The sequence below is a fragment of the Flexithrix dorotheae DSM 6795 genome, from assembly GCF_000379765.1.
In the GTDB taxonomy this organism is placed as follows: domain Bacteria; phylum Bacteroidota; class Bacteroidia; order Cytophagales; family Flammeovirgaceae; genus Flexithrix; species Flexithrix dorotheae.
In genome coordinates, this window is the sequence record NZ_KB903509.1 from 132,041 (window position 1) to 150,027 (window position 17,987).

18 protein-coding genes are annotated in these 17,987 nt (G+C 35.1%); 8 read left to right on the forward strand and 10 right to left on the reverse strand.

All coding sequences use genetic code 11. The annotated features are described in order from the left end of the window. Window positions 1-202 precede the first annotated feature (202 nt). Together A3EM_RS46760 and mnmA are read left to right on the forward strand one after the other, a co-directional pair. Window positions 203-586: a hypothetical protein gene (locus tag A3EM_RS46760; RefSeq protein ID WP_020533517.1), complete on the forward strand. Its 384-nt coding sequence runs from the start codon at window positions 203-205 to the stop codon at window positions 584-586. A 184-nt stretch (window positions 587-770) separates the two neighbouring features. Further along, window positions 771-1,964, forward strand: coding sequence for a tRNA 2-thiouridine(34) synthase MnmA (gene mnmA, locus A3EM_RS0138215; RefSeq protein WP_020533518.1), 1,194 nt, complete (start codon window positions 771-773; stop codon window positions 1,962-1,964). Window positions 1,965-2,032: 68 nt separating this feature from the next. Here mnmA and A3EM_RS0138220 read toward each other — a convergent pair whose 3' ends face one another. After that, window positions 2,033-2,428: a hypothetical protein gene (locus A3EM_RS0138220; RefSeq protein WP_157638291.1), complete on the reverse strand. Its 396-nt coding sequence runs from the start codon at window positions 2,426-2,428 to the stop codon at window positions 2,033-2,035. Between the two features lie 6 nt (window positions 2,429-2,434). After that, window positions 2,435-2,890: an SRPBCC domain-containing protein gene (locus A3EM_RS0138225; RefSeq protein WP_020533520.1), complete on the reverse strand. Its 456-nt coding sequence runs from the start codon at window positions 2,888-2,890 to the stop codon at window positions 2,435-2,437. A gap of 134 nt (window positions 2,891-3,024) precedes the next feature. Here A3EM_RS0138225 and A3EM_RS0138230 point away from each other — a divergent pair, with 134 nt between their 5' ends. Then, window positions 3,025-4,059, forward strand: a complete 1,035-nt coding sequence (locus tag A3EM_RS0138230; protein ID WP_020533521.1) for an AraC family transcriptional regulator — start codon at window positions 3,025-3,027, stop codon at window positions 4,057-4,059. Here A3EM_RS0138230 and A3EM_RS0138235 read toward each other — a convergent pair. Further along, window positions 4,056-5,774 carry a M56 family metallopeptidase gene (locus A3EM_RS0138235; RefSeq protein WP_020533522.1) on the reverse strand — a complete coding sequence of 573 codons (1,719 nt, stop codon included), beginning with the start codon at window positions 5,772-5,774 and terminating at the stop codon, window positions 4,056-4,058. The genes A3EM_RS0138230 and A3EM_RS0138235 overlap by 4 nt on opposite strands. A gap of 257 nt (window positions 5,775-6,031) precedes the next feature. Between A3EM_RS0138235 and A3EM_RS0138240 the strand changes: the two genes are divergently transcribed. The 3 genes from A3EM_RS0138240 to A3EM_RS0138250 all read left to right on the forward strand — a co-directional run bounded on the left by A3EM_RS0138240 (window position 6,032) and on the right by A3EM_RS0138250 (window position 9,523). Continuing rightward, window positions 6,032-7,435 carry a BNR-4 repeat-containing protein gene (locus A3EM_RS0138240; RefSeq protein WP_020533523.1) on the forward strand — a complete coding sequence of 468 codons (1,404 nt, stop codon included), beginning with the start codon at window positions 6,032-6,034 and terminating at the stop codon, window positions 7,433-7,435. A gap of 200 nt (window positions 7,436-7,635) precedes the next feature. Continuing rightward, a complete protein-coding gene (locus A3EM_RS0138245) occupies window positions 7,636-8,388 on the forward strand; it encodes a bacteriorhodopsin (RefSeq protein ID WP_020533524.1) in 753 nt (250 codons plus the stop codon). 223 nt (window positions 8,389-8,611) lie between these two features. Then, window positions 8,612-9,523 carry a Brp/Blh family beta-carotene 15,15'-dioxygenase gene (locus tag A3EM_RS0138250; protein WP_020533525.1) on the forward strand — a complete coding sequence of 304 codons (912 nt, stop codon included), beginning with the start codon at window positions 8,612-8,614 and terminating at the stop codon, window positions 9,521-9,523. A 28-nt stretch (window positions 9,524-9,551) separates the two neighbouring features. On the opposite strand, the gene A3EM_RS0138255 is transcribed toward A3EM_RS0138250, so the two are convergent. Further along, window positions 9,552-10,883: an enolase C-terminal domain-like protein gene (locus tag A3EM_RS0138255; protein ID WP_020533526.1), complete on the reverse strand. Its 1,332-nt coding sequence runs from the start codon at window positions 10,881-10,883 to the stop codon at window positions 9,552-9,554. Window positions 10,884-10,993: 110 nt separating this feature from the next. Continuing rightward, the gene (locus tag A3EM_RS0138260) at window positions 10,994-12,406 is read right to left on the reverse strand and encodes a hypothetical protein (RefSeq protein WP_157638292.1); all 1,413 of its coding nucleotides are present in this window, start codon (window positions 12,404-12,406) and stop codon (window positions 10,994-10,996) included. Between the two features lie 269 nt (window positions 12,407-12,675). Between A3EM_RS0138260 and A3EM_RS0138265 the strand changes: the two genes are divergently transcribed. Beyond that, entirely contained in the window at window positions 12,676-13,656 is a 981-nt protein-coding gene (locus A3EM_RS0138265) for an NAD-dependent epimerase/dehydratase family protein (RefSeq protein WP_020533528.1), read from the forward strand. After that, on the forward strand, window positions 13,644-14,327 hold the full coding sequence (locus tag A3EM_RS0138270; RefSeq protein WP_020533529.1) for a glycosyltransferase: 684 nt from the start codon (window positions 13,644-13,646) through the stop codon (window positions 14,325-14,327). Before A3EM_RS0138265 ends, A3EM_RS0138270 begins: the two co-directional genes overlap by 13 nt. Here the strand turns inward: A3EM_RS0138270 and A3EM_RS45025 are convergent. From A3EM_RS45025 to A3EM_RS0138300, 5 genes are all read right to left on the reverse strand, one after another. Next, a complete protein-coding gene (locus tag A3EM_RS45025) occupies window positions 14,319-15,098 on the reverse strand; it encodes an aldolase/citrate lyase/malate synthase family protein (RefSeq protein WP_020533530.1) in 780 nt (259 codons plus the stop codon). The genes A3EM_RS0138270 and A3EM_RS45025 overlap by 9 nt on opposite strands. Then, complete coding sequence (locus A3EM_RS46765) at window positions 15,088-15,918, reverse strand: class I SAM-dependent methyltransferase (protein WP_020533531.1); 831 nt, start codon at window positions 15,916-15,918, stop codon at window positions 15,088-15,090. The genes A3EM_RS45025 and A3EM_RS46765 overlap by 11 nt, the downstream gene beginning before the upstream one ends. Then, window positions 15,911-16,660, reverse strand: coding sequence for a class I SAM-dependent methyltransferase (locus A3EM_RS0138285; RefSeq protein WP_020533532.1), 750 nt, complete (start codon window positions 16,658-16,660; stop codon window positions 15,911-15,913). The genes A3EM_RS46765 and A3EM_RS0138285 overlap by 8 nt, the downstream gene beginning before the upstream one ends. Before the next feature lie 185 nt (window positions 16,661-16,845). Beyond that, on the reverse strand, window positions 16,846-17,001 hold the full coding sequence (locus A3EM_RS47895) for a hypothetical protein (RefSeq protein ID WP_157638293.1): 156 nt from the start codon (window positions 16,999-17,001) through the stop codon (window positions 16,846-16,848). Window positions 17,002-17,567: 566 nt separating this feature from the next. Then, window positions 17,568-17,780 (reverse strand): YgaP family membrane protein, encoded by a 213-nt coding sequence (locus A3EM_RS0138300; RefSeq protein WP_020533535.1) that lies wholly within the window; start codon window positions 17,778-17,780, stop codon window positions 17,568-17,570. Window positions 17,781-17,987 lie beyond the last annotated feature (207 nt).

Genomic DNA, 17,987 nt, shown 5'->3' on the forward strand with positions numbered 1-17,987 from the left:
CAATTCTCAGGCATCCTCGTTGAAAACAAGGATGATGAAAAAAATTAAATTTTAGCTACTGGACGAATTTTGCAAATTCGTCCTTGATATTATAGAAAGCAATAAATGCAGGGTTTTGTAAACCCGGTGGTTTGGCACATTCTATCTAAACCAATTTTTGATTCAAAAAAAAGAACCTGGCTTAAATCAAAAATCAATTAGTATGCTACAACTGTACACTAAATGTAAAAAATGCAGAAAGGAAATCAACTTTTTTTCATTTGCTTCGGATAGATTTAAACTCGCTAAAGATCAAGGAGATGCAATAGAATTGATTTGTGAAAATTGTCACAGTAAAGAGAATTATCATGTAAATGATATTAAAGCTGAAGGCAACAAGATTGTCAATTTGTTAGCCTTATTTATATCTATTTTTGGAACTATTGGCATTTGGCTTTTCATTTGGGACTTTCTTTTTAAATTAACCAATGTATTTGCTATTGGAAACTTAATTGCAATTACAATTTTTCCTTCCTCATTTTATTCCATATTTCAATATTCCCAAAGAGAGCGAATTCGGTATTTTAACATTAAATATTATATCTAAATATTCTCCCCAACCGCTGGACGAATTTTGCAAATTCATCCTTGATATTATAAAAAGCAATAAATGCAGGGTTTTGTAAACCCGGTGATTTGGTAAAATCAAAAAGATTCCCTCCCCCAAATATTAAAATATGGAACCTTTTCCCAATTTCCTATCTTTGCATAAAAAATGATAATTTAATAAAATGGCTAGAGTAATTATTGGGCTTTCCGGAGGAGTAGATTCGAGTGTGGCGGCACATTTGTTAATCGAACAGGGTCATGAAGTGATTGCGCTTTTTATGCGTAACTGGCATGATGAATCGGTGATTATCAGTGAGGAATGCCCATGGATAGAAGACAGTAATGACGCCTTGATTGTGGCGGAAAAGTTGGGGATTCCATTCCAAACTATTGACCTGAGCAAGGAATATAAAGAAAGGATTGTGGATTATATGTTTGGGGAATATGAAGCTGGCAGGACCCCAAACCCGGATGTGTTGTGTAACCGGGAAATTAAGTTTGATGTATTCTTGGAAACAGCGCTGAAATTAGGGGCGGATTATGTAGCCACCGGGCATTATTGCCGCAAAGAAACTATTGTAGAAAACGGAAAGGAAGTACACAAGCTACTTGCCGGAAAAGATAACAATAAGGACCAGAGTTATTTCCTTTGTCAACTGTCACAAGAACAGCTGGCAAAAGCCATGTTCCCCATTGGCGAATTGACTAAACCGGAAGTACGAAAAATTGCCAAAGAACTGGATTTGGTAACTGCTGAAAAGAAGGATTCACAAGGATTGTGTTTTGTGGGTAAAGTGCGTTTACCTGAATTTTTGCAACAGCAATTGAAGCCTAAAAAAGGTAAAATTCTGGAGGTGCCAGCCGATGCTGAAAACTTCAACAGACCTGTGGTAAATTTTGAGCAAACCATAAATTCAGAAGCATTGAAAACTGTTTCTGCTCCCTTCGAATATACGGCTACGGATGGAAAAGAAGTGGGAGAACATCAGGGTGCGCATTATTTTACTATTGGTCAGCGCAAAGGCATGAATGTGGGCGGAACACCGGAGCCTTTGTTTGTGATTGGAACGGATGTAAAGGAAAACATCATTTATACCGGACAGGGGAAAAACCATCCCGGACTTTACAGAAATGGCCTTTACATTAAAAACAAAGATATCCACTGGGTGAGACCGGATAAGGCATTAAAACCGGGGCAATCCGCTTCATTTTTAACCCGAATCCGGTACAGACAGGATCTGGAAGCATCTACTCTGTATAGGGAAGAAGATGGTTTATACATCATTTTCAAAAACCCTCAAATGGGCATCACTCCAGGGCAGTTTGCCGCCTGGTATGATGATGAAGAGTTAGTTGGGTCTGGAGTGATTGATTGATATTAAAAGCAGGGTTCCGGAGAAACTCTGCTTTTGCATCGTTCTCATCCCCATAAAAAATTAAATTATCACAAGCTCCTCAAAAACCTACCCTGCAAAAAAGCCAGAACACTAACAATCACAGCCACATTAATTATGAGGAAATAGCCCATTTTTGTAATGGGGAATGGTGGAAAAATTATTAGGATAAAACTTCCAATTACCCATAACCAATCCTGAATAATTATTCCTTTTACCTGTTTCAAATCAGGCTGTTCTTTGCTCGCCTGAAATACAATGTTTAGGGCAAATAAAATCAGTCCTGCCCCAATGAACAACAATATCAGAGGCTGCTCCAAACCTATGAACTGGCTTAAAAATTGATAAAAAAGGATGAATATAAGACCACTGGAAGCTGAAAACAGGGCATTGATGTAAAGTACTTTTTTAAGGTTGCTTAGATTTCGCTTTATTATTTGTTCCATGATCATCTATTTTTGGTTTTCAAGCATAACACTTTCCCCTTCTACCACCTGCTTCAAGGCTTCATTCATTTTTATAAACTCCGCTTCTGTTTGTGTCTTGATTTTCTTTAAAATCATTCCTGATAACAGACCTGAGAACTGCTCTCCCTGTGTGAGTTTAACTTTTTTTGCTGAAACTTCCTCCAAATGAAAGAAGTGGTAACCATCGAAAATTCCGGGGATCCAAAGGCTTCCTAACCAGGAGAAATATTCATTTTTCCGCACTGATTTGATTACCGGTTTAAATACCATTTTCTGATTTCCATTTTTCATGGTATTCACAATTCGATTTCCTTTTTCCACCCTGCCTTTCGACTCCACAATAAATGGATTCCAGTTTTGATAATTTTCATTATTGGTTAAAACTGACCAGACTTCTTCTTTTGAGGCATTTATGGTAATTTCTGTGTTGATGCTTTTCATTACTTCTTTTTTGGTTTACCATTCAAAATTGCCGGAATTCCTAAACTTAATTTTGACGAATAATGACAATCAATTGACATTTCACGACAAAAACTTATTTTTGATAAAAACCTAACCCTCAAGCTTTTAAAAAAATGGATTTCAGTGCCCGGTACATCAGAAATATAATATTCTTTGCCTCCAGACAGGGAGCAGATTTTGAAGTGCTTCTCAAAACCACAGGACTTACCATCGAAGAATTGGGAGCAGAGGACCTCAGACTGGATGAAAAAATCTATAATGAGGTGGTGGAAAAAGCAGTTGCTTTAAGTAAAGATGATTTATTTGGGTTGCACTTGGGAGATTACCTGAATTTATCGGCTGTAGGTCTGGTTGGCCAAATTGCCCAGACCAGTAAAAATATAAAGGAAGCGCTACAACATATTTGCCATTTTGCCAGCCTGGGCTGTAAAGCATTACCCATGGAATTATCCATTGGGACGAATACTTTCCAACTTTCGCTTACTCCGGATATTGAATGGGTAAAAGAATCTCCTGTAGCAGTAGAGCATACTTTAATGGCTACTATAGCCTTCACACTCAAAGAATTTCAAACCCTCACTTTAAAAAAACATCATCCTTTAAAAATTCATTTTTCCACTGTAAAAGAGAGAAAAACCGGGGAAATAACAGAAATTCTAGGTGCACCAATTCTTTTTGGTGAAAATGAAAATGCCATTATTTTCGATAAAAAATACCTGCATGAACCCATCATTTCCAGTGATTATCGATTACATAGTATTTTGGTGGAACACGCCAACCAAAAGCTGGCTGCCCAGCAGGTGAAAAGCTCAGATTCCGCTTTGTTGAAAATGATTAAGGATACCATCATCAACCTGGCACAGCCGGCTCTGCCTTCCATAGAACAAGTGGCGTCCAACCTGAATTTGACTGTCAGAACCTTGCAGCGAAAACTTAAGCAGGAAAACCAAACCTTTAAAGCACTTACCGAGGAAATTAAAAAAGAATTTGCCATCTCCTACCTGAAAAGAAAAGACCTGAATATCGGAGATATCGCCTTCCTATTGGGCTATGCAGAACCCAGCCCATTTATCCGCTCATTCAAAAAATGGACTGGGAAATCCCCTACTTCATTCAGGAATGAATTTGTGAAAGACGCTGGATTTTAATCGTAAAATTCATAAGCAAAGTTGATCGTAAACTCCAATTGATTATTGGAATTATAAACCTGATTGCTGGTTCTAAGCCCATTTTCATCATAGAAATATTGTGCTTTCCTTTTAAATTCTGATTTGTCAAAAGAGGAATAGGTATCGATCAACTGTTTGTCATTATAGGTGAGATGTCCTTCAGTTTGATACACCTTGCTTCCATTATTTAATAGGAATTTCCTTTGTAGAAGTAACTTCCCTTTATCATCAAAAATAAAATCTCTTCCTGATCCAAGCTGGAAAAACCCTTCGTTGATCCCAGAATACCACACTTCCTCCTTTATTCGTTTCCCTTTTTCAAAATAATTCTCTGTCCTGGATTTAAAAGAATGTTTTGCATTTTTGCCTTCCAAGTTAAACTCCTGTGTATTTGTGTATTTAACAACATTCCCCCCACTTAGTACTTTTTTTTCATCGGCATTTAACTCAAATACTTTTTGAAGTTTTGGATCCATAACGATCTCTGAATGGCTAAAGTTATAAATATAGCCATCAATTAACCAATGTACATCATTTTGGGTAGCTTGAAATAATAGTTGTGGATTCTTTTGGTAGTATGAAAGTTCTTTATTTGGTCTTAAAACATCACTATAAGATGTCCTTATCGTTTCAACCTTCCCCTCCATATCAAAATAAACTTCTCCAATTACAGTCCCGTTTTTTTCTGGCTGATCTCCCATTTCATCTACGTAGTAGGACTTTATTGATTTGATTTTTCTTTGGGCCACCTCTCCTGATCCAGTGATTTCTGCAAAATCTTCTTTTACGCAGGAGAAAGTAAAAAAGAGCAAACCAATTATCGGAAGCGAAAGCAGAAAATTCAGTTTTGAAATCGGAGAAGATTTGATTCTGGTTAACATTTTTATTCTGTGTTTTAAAGGTAAAAAAGCAAAGGAATTGGTTAGTAAAACAATTTTATTTCCCGTAGCAAGTGTGAGCATTTTCTGAGCATAAAACTTGGGTTTTTCTCCCATGGCATTGGCATCAGCCAAATATTCATGGATTTGCCGAAGGTCTCTTTTGAATAAATAAATCACCGGATTGAACCAAAGAAGGATGGTGGCCAACTCAAATATTAAAATATCAAGGGAATGCCACTGTTTTACATGAGTCATTTCATGTTTTAAAATTTCCCTATCAATTAGCTTTTCCTCATCAATTAATACCCATAGAAAAAAGGAACTAGGTTGAAAACCTACAGGCATTTTCACCCAGGTGAACCCTCTCCTACTTTCCCGGGGACTGGTTCTAATCAGTTTTATTAATTTAATAATTCCCCTAAAAAACCTAATACTTGCAAGCAAGGTCCCCAAAAGATAAATGGCAACAAATGATATTTTCCAATCCCAAGAACCCGACTTTTCTTCAATATAATTTTCACTCAAAGAAATGCTTTCGTTTTCCGAATTTGGCAAGGCATCTTCATGTTCAAAACCCGCAGATTCCACTTTGTTATTGTCCAAAATAATTTGATATAAATCTTTTGGTATCGGAGTTTCTTCCTGAGTCACCTGGATATTTAAAGCAGGAATTATAAAGCTTAATACCAGACTTCCCAACAAATAAAATCGGTTCCATTGGAAATGGGTGAGCTTTTTAAAAACAAGGAAATATAAAAGATAGCAAGAAATCAGGCAGGCACTTGTTTCGAGCAGGTATATCAAAAACTTCATTTCGCAAAAAGATGTAGAATTAAAATTTAATTCTATTTATCAATTAAGTTAAAAACAAAATTACAGCTCTAATATAAAACGTATTTTTCAGTTTTACAACTAAATCATAAGTTTTAAAACTTACAACAAAGTTGTTTTTAATAAAGACGCTCCAAATCGCCCTTCAGAAGTTGATTTTTCTGTTTTATTCATCAAATGCATACCGAATGAAATTGAATAATTAAATTAGAGGAAATTAAACTAACTCAAAACAGAAAATGAAAAGAAACTATCTCAGCCTTTTACTATTTGCCTTCATCATTACTCACCTTCACGCTCAGAAAAAGAAAGATCTTTCGGGAACTAACATCGATGGTTACAAAGCGATCTGGTTTGAGCTCAACCAGAAATACCCTCATGGGGACAAATATTCAGGAGCCTTGGGTACTTATACGGCCAAACATAACCCGATGGCAATCTATGCTGAACAAGTGAATAAAACATTTTTTGTGTATGGAGGCACAACTGGTAAAGATGAAAAGTATCTGCTTTGCATGGCTGGTGTTTTTGACCACAATACAAAAATGGTTAGCAGGCCTGTGGTAGTTTACGACAAAAAAGGCGTAGATGATCCGCATGATAATCCCAGTATCCAGATGGATAAGGATGGCTATATTTGGGTATTTGTCAGCGGAAGAGGAACAAAAAGGATGGGTTTTAAATACAAAAGCGAAAAACCTTATGATATTTCCAGGTTTAAATTAATTACCGAGGAAGAAATGACTTATCCTCAGACAGTTTATCAGAAAGGCAAGGGATTTTTTCATTTCTTCACCAAATATACCGGGGTGCGGGAACTGTATTTTGAAACCAGCCCGGATGGTGAAAACTGGACGGATGACCAAAAACTTGCCGGAATTGTGGAAGAAGGAGCAGAAAAAGCCGGTCATTATCAAACTACCGGGCGATTTGAAAATACTATTGCCACTTTCTTTAACAGGCATCCCAATGGCAATGTGGACAAAAGAACAGATTTATACTATTTACAAACCAAAGATTTTGGCCAAACCTGGACTACAGTGGATGGACAAAAAATGGAGATTCCATTGGAAAAGGTGGCCATTCCCCCCAGAGTGGTTGACTATCAGTCACCAGGCAAAAATGTGTATATGAAAGACATGAATTTTGATGAAAAGGGAAATCCGGTTTGTTTGTATATCACCAGTGGTGGCCACGAGCCCGGTCCTGATAATGATCCAAGAGACTGGCGGGTGACTTACTGGAACGGAGCTGCCTGGGAAACCAGTATTATCTGCCAGTCCGATCATAATTACGATATGGGCAGTTTGTATATTTCAGCAACAGAATGGAAGGTAATTGGTCCCACAATAGATGGTCCTCAAAAATACGGTACAGGTGGGGAAATCGTCTTCTGGAAAAGCACCGATAAGGGTAAAACCTGGACTATGGAAAAACAAGTTACCAGGGATAGTCCGTTGAACCACAGCTACATGAGAAGACCTTTAAATGCAAAAGATCCCTTTTATTATTTCTGGGCAGATGGCAATCCTGACAAATTAAGTATTTCCCAACTTTATTTTGGCGATAGCCAGGGCAATGTGTGGCAACTCCCTTATACCATGAAAAAGGATTGGGCAAAGCCTGTTAAAGTGAAGTTTTAAGTAACTATCCAAATATCCACTTTCCTAAGCATTCAAACCATTTTACCTGCATTTTAAAGAAATGCGGTACGAGGATGGGATTGATTTCCAAAAACCAGATTGGACTTCCAATAATTTTATTTTGTTCAATAATTTTTGAAAATACTTAAACAAAAATCATAACCTATGGTTTCCCTAGTAAACCTTAACAAATTAACGCTATGATATTTTCAGAAATAATTGCTATTCCAAAAGATGATCCTGTTGCTTTTACATTTTTCACAGGATACATGGCCATGATGGCCGCTTCAGTATTTTTCTTTTTCGAAAGAGGAAGAGTAGATGGTAAGTGGAAATTGTCCCTGCTTATCTCCGGATTGATAACAGGTATTGCCGCTGTTCATTATTATTACATGAGGGATTATTACATGGTAACAGGGGAAAATCCCACATCCTTAAGGTACATAGACTGGACGCTTACAGTTCCCTTAATGTGTGTAGAGTTTTATCTTCTTACCAAATATGCCGGTGCAAAGGTTAGTTTACTTTGGAAATTGATTATTGCCTCAGTATGGATGCTGGTATTAGGTTACATTGGTGAGGCCTATAATCCTGAAGGGGGAAGTACCACTCATTCGGTAGTATATGGCTTTTTATCTACATTAGGTTATGTCTATATCCTGTATACGGCCTGGTTTGGTGAAGTTGCTCATCTTGCAGTAAAAAGTAACAGTGGGGTAATTAAGAAAGGAGTAAGGTATTTGGCCTGGTTTGTTTTAGTTGGATGGGCTATTTATCCAATTGGGTACATGTGTATGCCTGGCGGATGGTTAAATATTGCTTTTGGACTGGGTCCAACAAATGTTGATCTTTTCTACAATATAGCCGATGCCATTAATAAAATTGGTTTTGGTTTAGTGGTTTATAACATTGCCATAACCGAATCCAGTAAAAACAAAGCTGTGGGAGCTTAATAAATTCTAATTCAAATGGAAGGGAGGAAAATTCCTTCCTCCCTATCCTACCAAAAGTTCAGTGGAAAAATCGCTTAGCACAAAAGCGTTACACCAAGTAAACCAAGCTAAAAAGGACTTTAAGTAAATGCGGATCTCAACCCTTCTAATATTTAATAAAAATATTACAGTTTAGAAGAAATCCATTACCCCCATGATAAACAGATGAACAATCTCTACGTGTATGAAAAAAACAAATTTTATATACTGGGTTTTATTTTTGCTGTTACTTTCTTTATCGCCCATTTTGAAAGAGATTGATGTTGACTATCAAAATCAGATCGCTCTTTTTTTCATTCTCCTATTTGGGGTACCCCATGGGGCTATAGATAACTTATTATTTTTCGAAAATTCTGCTGTAAAACCTGCCCGCTTTTATTTTTTTTACCTTTCCGCTGTATTGGTATATGTATTAATATGGCTTCTACACCCTATTTCCGCCTTCTCTTTTTTCCTTGTGCTATCAGCATACCATTTCGGCCAATCTCAATTTTCTGAGGAGATAGGTAAGGTGAAAATATTATCTGCCTTGCTTTATCTCATGTGGGGCCTGAGTGTACTTTCCAGCTTTTTTTTCTACAATCATGAGGAATTGGTTTTATTATTTCAGCAACATACCGATACTCATTCCATTAATTTAATCCTTAGCGAATCAGTGATAAAAACATCATATTTTACAACCAGTTTATTTACAGTTGGAATATTTGGAATTTATTTTTCCAAAAACTTAATCCCAATAGAGAAGCTTGCTATAGAAATTTTGATTCTAATTATAATACATCTTACAGCTTACCTATTTACATTCCTGCTCGGTTTTGCCATGTTCTTTGTATTGATTCATTCGTTTAAAGCATTACAGTCAGAATTCAATTTTTTCTATAGGAAGGTCAGTTCTTTAACACTTTTCCAATTTTCCAGACAAATTATGCCATTATTTCTCATTTCTGTTTTGGGCCTTTCCTTACTTGTATACCTGACTCATTCAGGCATCCTAAATTTATCCTATCCTCTGTTGTTTATTATAGCTACATCTTCCATTACCCTTCCACATGCCTTTGTAATGGAGAGATTCTACGCCATTAAGAAAACCAACTAATTCAAAGAAGAACAAATATACTCCGATTTTATGGCCTAACAGGAGTACCGTCATTCTTCCTCAGCTGGGTCCAGTTATAATTAAATTTATCTGGTAAGGGATATTTAAGTGCAAGTTTTTCATTGATCTCCACACCTAATCCAGGTGCTTCACTAATATGCATAAAACCATTTTTCATAGTTGGAGAGCCAGGAAAAATTTCCTGTAAGGTTTCGGAAAAGTTTACCGCTTCCTGAATACCAAAATTCCAAACAGCCAAATCGATATGAGCATTCGCTGCGTGACCTACAGGGCTAACATCACCCGGACCATGCCATGCGGTTAAAACATTGAACCACTCTCCTAACCTGGCTACTTTCATGGCCGGAGTAATCCCTCCAATTTGGGAAATATGAATTCGAATATAATCAAATAATCGCCTTACCATAGGCTCCTTAAATTCATTGATATTATTGAATAATTCCCCCATGGCTATCGGCACAGTAGTATGTTGACGAAGCAATTCAAAATACTCCATGTTTTCCGGAGAAAAGGGATCTTCGATAAAAAATGGCCTGAATTCCTCCAGTTTTTTAATCATGTTAATAGCCTCCAGGGGCTTTACCCTTTCATGAATATCGTGCAATAGCGCTACTTTTTCCCCACATTGTTTCCGCACCGCTTCAAACATTTTCGGCACATTATTCAGGTAAAAATGACTATCCAAATAGTTGTCTTCCTGAGTACCAAACCCTGCATTTTTGAAATCGGGGGATTCTGATAAACTAGCAGAACCATATCCTCCTAGTTGAATTCTCACATGTCTGTACCCCTGTTCCATAAATTTGCTCACGTTATCAGCTACTTCTTCAATGCTTTTCCCGCTAGCATGTGTATAACAGTCTACCGCAAACCGAGTTTTTCCACCCAGAAGCTGGTAAACCGGCATACCCGCCCTTTTTCCTTTAATATCCCAAAGGGCCTGGTCCAATCCACTCAGCGCATTATTCAAAACTGGCCCGTTTCGCCAATAACTACTCACATAAGATGTCTGCCAAATGTCTTCAATATTATCAGGATCTTTTCCCCGGCAAAAATCATCTAGGTATTCATTTACAGCCGCTACCACAGCGTGTGCCCTTTGCCGAAAAGTTGCACAACCCAGGCCATAAATATCAGGGTCATTAGTTTCCACTTTCACTACAATCAGTTCAATTCCATGAGGGCAAGTAGGAATTGCTTTTACTTTGGTAATTTTTAAAGGAGCCATCCCCCTGTTCCAGGGTTTTTCACCATTTTCATTTGCCAAAACAGACTGCCCACCGGCAAGGCCACCGGCAATACCAAGGCCAAGTCCCCGGAGTAAATTTCTTCTTTTCATTTTCAATTTGTTTGTAATACTTAAAGTTGGTTTTAAGATACAAAAATTGAGGGGAAGTTTGAATTTTTAATCGGGAAACAAAATTTATCAAGGCTCAATATATGCTTATTTCACTCAATGGCATATATGGAATAATATTCTTTGGTATAAAAAAATTTACCCATAGGTATAGATTGAATAATCATAGTAAAATTACCTGATGGGTTTTGACTTGTTAATGTTTCAATTAACTGACCAGCACATCCACTTCTTTTTCTTTTTAGGTCATTTTGATTTAATAAACTCTGCATTTGCTCAATTAGACTCTGGGAATACTTGCTTCTTTCCCTCTTTTCCCAATCCATTTCAATTATTACCTGAAATTTTTCTGTTTTTAATTTTCTGGAAATCGCATCACACCCTCCAGGTTCTCTATAAATTAAATGATCCTCATAAGAAGAATACCTCATAAACCGAGTAGGCATGGGTTCTTCTAGAACAGTAAAAATTTCCTCAAATCCAACAACAAATGCTTTACCATAGTTTTCCTTTAAATTTTTCGCCAATCGAATCTGGTCATTAATTTTATATGGTATATCATAAACTATTGCATCATAAAAATTATATAGTAAAATTGGGATCAACACCAGGATCGTTTTTTTTCTTCTATTTAGGAATTGAACTAAATAGGCACAAAAAATCATTAGTACAGGAAGAAGTGGAAAAAGATCAACAGGAGTTTGGAATTCCAGACAATTAAAGGCTCCCCATACTATGGTAAATCCAATAAGAAACTTTAAAGTGCACTCATCTCTAAAATATTTTTTAAGTGTAATATTTCCAGTAAACCATACAATACAAATAATTACAAATCCTACAAAAGCAACAACGAAATGAATTATTTCAGGAATAAAAAATGGATATAAACCTCTATAAAACCAAATTAAAGGTGATTCTCCAACGGATTCCCCTTCTACAACAAGTTTTCTAAGGACCGCTTGAATCCAAAAATCCCCCCAACTTTGAGTTACAAATAAATAAATAATTACAGGTAGTATTCCAATTAGTATTCCTGCTGTAAAATTTAAACTTGACTTTATAAATCTAGAATCTTTCCAAGGAATCAAAATAAGGCATGGAAAAAGACTGATAACTGACGCATGCCAACACATTGCAGATAGGGAAAAGTACAATCCTGTAAAAAACCAATCAAATTTTATTACAGCTCTAATTCCGAGTATTGTAAATAATAAAACCCAGAGCTTGGGTTCAGCATTTACACCTGAGAGCATTGGTAAATATCCCAACCCTAAAAAAAAAATACAGGCCAGAAAAACAGTATACATTTTAATATAAACTACTGATACTAACCTAAAAAGTTGAGTACAAATTAAACCATATAAAATAATCCCAACAATTTTTGCGGAAATTAGAGTACTTATCGAAAAAAGTTTACCAACCCACATAAAAAACCCGACCACTAATATTGCCAAGGGAGTATACCCAAAAGTAGTTGCCTTATATAAGGGTTCTCCTTTGGCCACCACCTGTGACATATAAAATAGATAGGCTCTATCTCCTTGAATTGGTTGTTCGAATGGGTGGTAAAACCCTAGAATTATCAATAAACCTAAACTAAAACTTATTATACTTCCATTTTTATACAGTTTATTGATGCTGGATTCAGAAATGAATTTCATGTTAAGGTCCTGAGTTATCTAGTTTTTCAGTCTGCTTAATTAGAGATTAATTTACTATTTTGCAACATCCTCATTTCAAACTGAAATATTTTTTTATAAACAATATAACTTTTATGCAATTTCCCCAGGGAGCATTTTCCAAAAAAGATATTTTAATAACCGGTGGTACAGGGTTCATTGGCTCCAACCTAGTAAGAGAATTGATTAAAGAAAATGCTAATATATTTGTAGGAATAAGGAAAAGTTCAGATTTGTGGCGGTTAGAAAATATAAAAAACAAAATTAACTTATTGGAAATTGACCTTCAAAATAAAGAAAAAGTAAACAGACTTATTCAATCATTTAATCCTCATTATATTTTCCATTTTGCTCTACCTTCTTATTTGCGATTAAAAAATGCTTTTGATTACCATAACCAACTTAATCAAACCACTGGAAACCTCATTAATCTGCTCAATGCAGTAAATCAATACTCAACTAATTTAAACTCTTTCGTTCATGCCTGTAGCTCTACAATTTATAAATGGGAAAAAAATCATTATTACCTCAGCGAAAAAACCTCTTTAGACCCGGCAACTTTTAGAGGAATGTTAAAATTAAATGAGCGAAATATTTGTCGCCATTTCGCTAGAAAAAATAAAATCCCGATTAAAATCGGCAGAATTTTCAGGGCATATGGACCGTGGGACACTTCTCAAAAGCTTATTGTAACCGCTTTAAACTCCATAAAAACAGGTAATCCCATGCCACTATCAAATGATAGGTTTAAGAGAGATTATATTTTTATTGATGACTTAATTCAGGGTTTTTTGAAAATGGCGGTTAGCCATATTCCAACTGGTTCTGAAATAAACTTTGGTAGTGGAAAGCAATATAATGCAGGAGAGATTATAAAAACGCTTGAAGAAATCCTGGACCAGAATGCTCTTATTGCAACAAGCGAATACCCTGAAAATCCTTATGATAGGGGAAATTTTATTGCCGATATTTCTTTAGCTAAGCAGAAGTTGGGATGGCAACCAAAATTTAGTGTAAAAGAAGGACTTAAATGTACTGTGGATTGGTATAAAAATTATTTTAAATGGAACCTTTAATTCAAATAAGCATAATCATTCCTGTATTCGGAAATGAAAAAACACTTAAAAAACTCACTCAACAGATTACTTCTAGCCTTGAAAAATTGACATTTGAAATCATTTTTGTGAATGATGCTTCTACTGATAATTCCCTAGATTTAATTATAGAACTTTCTCAAAATTATTCTCAAATAAAATACTTAAACCTTTCGGAAAATAAAGGTCAACAGTTAGCCATATTGGAAGGAATGCGTATTGCAATAGGAGAAAAAATAGTGGTGCTAGATGCAGATTTACAAGACAACCCTATCCATATTAAACAATTATTAGGTTTACATAATAATTCCGGAGAAGCTATATTCATCCTAAGGGAAGGAATCTACCAATCACTTCCCCGAATGATAACCTCTATTCTACTAAAGATTATTATTCAAGGCTTTTCTGGATTAAATTATAAAGCAGGCTCTTATTACCTAACAGATAGAAAAACAATTGCAAATGTCATTCCTATTGCTTCAAAATGTTCTTTTCCTTATTTATCCATTTTGGTTGCATTTCAGGCCCACCAGATTAAGTACTTAAAAGCTAAAAGGGGGAAAAATTATGGAAACTCAGGTTATAACTTCACAAAAAGGCTCCTAGCTGGATACAGAGCTATTCGTTGTTGTTTATTTTGTCATTTAAATTAAAGCTTTATTTAAAATTTTTTTTTCTTCAGATGTGGCTTCGTTCAAATAGATTGAATTAGTTTCCTTTTCAAATTGTAACCGAATAGCTTTAAGAATTTCTTTAGCATTGTATTTTTCAAGATCCCGATAAAATGATCTTCTTAAAAAAGCGAATGTACAATTGAATCGGACCATCTCTTTTATCAGCCGATGACATGGTACCGGATTTCCTTCCATAGGGTGAGTCAAACCAGCCATTCCGAATGGTTTGGTGATTTTTGGACGTAATTCTGTAATTGTTCCATCTGATATTGGTTTAAAAATATTTCGGGAATTTCTTTGAATCGATAAATCATTCAATCCTACAAAAAATTTGGAGACAGGATATTTATCCAATTGATCTGCCAATAGTAATGCTTCTTCCGTTTCAAGCATAAGTGCCACCTTGGCTTTTTCCCTTACTACCTGGAATACAAAATCCACTTCCTCCAATGTCTTTACCATTGGAATAAGAACTTCATCTGCTCCACCTTCAATAGCATCAAGAATTTCTCTCTTATTCAGAAAAGCCTGTCCATTTACTCTACAGGTAATTTTAGCGGAGGTAAATTTGCTGATTAATTTAAGATCAGCTAGGGAATGCTTCGTAATTTGAGTATTAAAAAAATGTTGTCGATGATCCTTACCCTTTGTTTCCCAATCTATTATCACGCCATCAATTCCGGCATCTTCCAATACATAAAGCGACTCTAATGAGGAATAAAAGGCTAATAATTCTATTTCATTTCTCATAGACTAAAGGTTTATTTACTACCACAAAACAACTTGAACCAAAAGGTATTTTCATTTTAAGTTTAATAAAAAATAATTCAGGGACTAATAACAATTGAAGAAGTTTTCCTAAAATCCCCTCCTTATTTATATGACCTAGTTTTCGTCTTCTCTTTCGGCTATGAAATGAGGAATAAAACAATCGCGTTAGAAAAATGGGGATAGGCAAAAAGTGAAAAAGGTAGCTATTAAATTGAATATTAAATCCGGTTTTTTTTAACTTTTCGGTTAATTTTTTTAAAGTATACCTCCTAAAATGTCCTACTTCTTTATCAAATTCAGAAAATAAAAAATTGTAGGATGGAACCGAAAGAAATAGTTTTCCCTCAGGAGCAAGTATCCTGAATAATTCATCTAAAAACTCCTCATCTTTTTCAATATGCTCCAAAACATCCAAAAGGACAATACCTTGAACTGAATTTTTCTTTATTCCAGTATTAATTAATGAGCCCTGAACCACATTTTTTACTCCATTCTGAAATGCGGTATAAGCTCCTTCCATTCTAGGTTCGATCAAAACTACCTCTATTCCTTGCTTTTGAAAAAACATTGATATTTCCCCATTTCCACCACCAATATCTAATACTGAATCTACAGGAAATAAATCAAGGATTATAGCCAAACAGTTTAGCCTGTGCTTGAACCAAAATGATTTTTGTTCACTTTCCTTTATCAAGTCATGACCATTCTGGGTATATGAAATTTTAGCGGAATCAAATGTTCTCCACATCCCATCTTCAGCCATATAAACATTTGAAGCTATCTCCTGTACTTCAATCATTTTGTCCAGGTTTATCTAATTGGACAATCTGAAAAGCAGAAAAGGGTTTGAAAACTCTAAACCATTCTATCAGACTCTCCAGTTTTCTTCCTAGCTTTGTGTTGACCACAAAAGGTGGAAAAAAACCGAATTTTTTTATTGTCAAACCAGTAAGATTCGCATAATTTGCAGCTTTTTTAAAATTGGATTTCCTCATTTGGGCTACTCCCTTATCTCCTTCCCAAGACATGGTAGGAGAGGAAAATATTTGAATGTAATATAAAAAATTATATGCATTTGGCTCTGTAAAAATGATTGCTCCACCAGGTTTGAGTACTCTGCTCATAGCCTGAAAATACGTGTGTAAATGATGGAAGTGATGCAATGTAAAAAAACCAATTACATAATCAAATTGCCCATTATAAGAATCGGGAATATCAAGAATATCCGAACAAATTAAATCTACTTTAAACCGGTTATCATTATATTTCAGCAGATTTTGCAGGAGAAATGGAGAAAGGTCCAACCCAGTTATTTGAAACCCTTTTTTTAGAAGTGGCAAGGTAAATTTACCCATCCCACATCCTACCTCAAGAATTTTATCGCTGGCTGTAATTCCCGTATTCCTTATGAACTCATTGACATGTCGGGTGACATAGTATGAATCTACGGGAATCATAGTTGGCTTAATTTTCTCTCCAAAATATCCTAATTGGACATTATTGTGAAATGCTATTTGTGATTGGATCACCTGATTTTCCATTAGAACAATATAAGTATTAAGCTAAAAAATCTTTTTCCCTAAAATAATTGGTTTACCTAAAAAAATAAAATCCTGATTGTTTGAAATTCTTTATATAGGAGAGAAAAAAAACTAAGTTTTTATATGACAGACAAATTGATATCCTATAAAGTTTAAATGCGGGAACACCTCTTCTCCCTTCCCATTCAATCTGAAAACAACCAGATTTCTGCTACATTTACCTTTGAGAATTGCTTTTTCTCAAAATTTGAGATAGATGATTTACCATCTTCAATAGTTTGTGGAATGGACAATTGGGAAACCCATTCAACAGGCATTATGATTGTTACTTTTTGCAGCATACTATTATTATTTGCAATTAATATCTCCCGATTATTCCAATCCTGTGATTCTACTGAAATTGGATAGTAAAAAAATATACTGTTTATCAAAATGAGTTTATGGTAGTATTTTTTTAGCTTTTTTTCCAGTAACATTTTTCGTCTAAACTCTCCCTCAGTTAAATCTATAGTGGTGGGCTACCATCCAAATACCATTAATTCCTTTACAAAATCTTAATTAAGATCAAGGTATTGTGGTTGCTCCAAAAATTTCATCTAAGAATAATCTCAAGGAATTAAAAAAATCAGTTTTAATTTAATTACTAAACAAATTAAATTAGGAAAGAGGAATTTTAACACTACATTTTTATGGCATTATTTTAAACCCATAAATTATTAAAGATATGATATCAATGAATAAAAAGAATTACAATTATTGGCTGCAAGGAAAAAAAGTGAATGGGAAAAGAGACTTATACCTCAAATTTACAAAAAATGGACTAGGAAATTTATTCGATCTGGACAGGTTTAGATTTTAAAAAAAAGAAGCAGTAACTGGAGTGATACTACTTCTTATTTCCCTTAATTTAAACTGACTTTTTTATGGCGCATGTTTTTATTCCAAAAATGGTATAAAGTGGGCAGAAACCAATCAGACTGGTGAGTACAAATATGCCTGCCACCACAAGTAAGATAATTCCCAGGGTTCCGGAAATAATATTGGTGAAAAATAGGGTTGCAATCACCAAAGCAATTATTACCCTGAATATTTTATCAGCATTTCCCATGTTCTTTTTCATTTTTCCGAGATTTAATAGACTAAAAAAATTATAAAAAGCCAATCATTAACTTAGACTTATCAAATGTAAACCCTAAATAAGATTATGTCTGTAACCTATGTTACATAAGGTTTTCGCCAACTTTGGATTGTTCATTTTCATAAATTATATTCACCGGTCAGACAGTTTTAAATTCGCTTCTTCACTCATTTTTTTATTTAATTATTT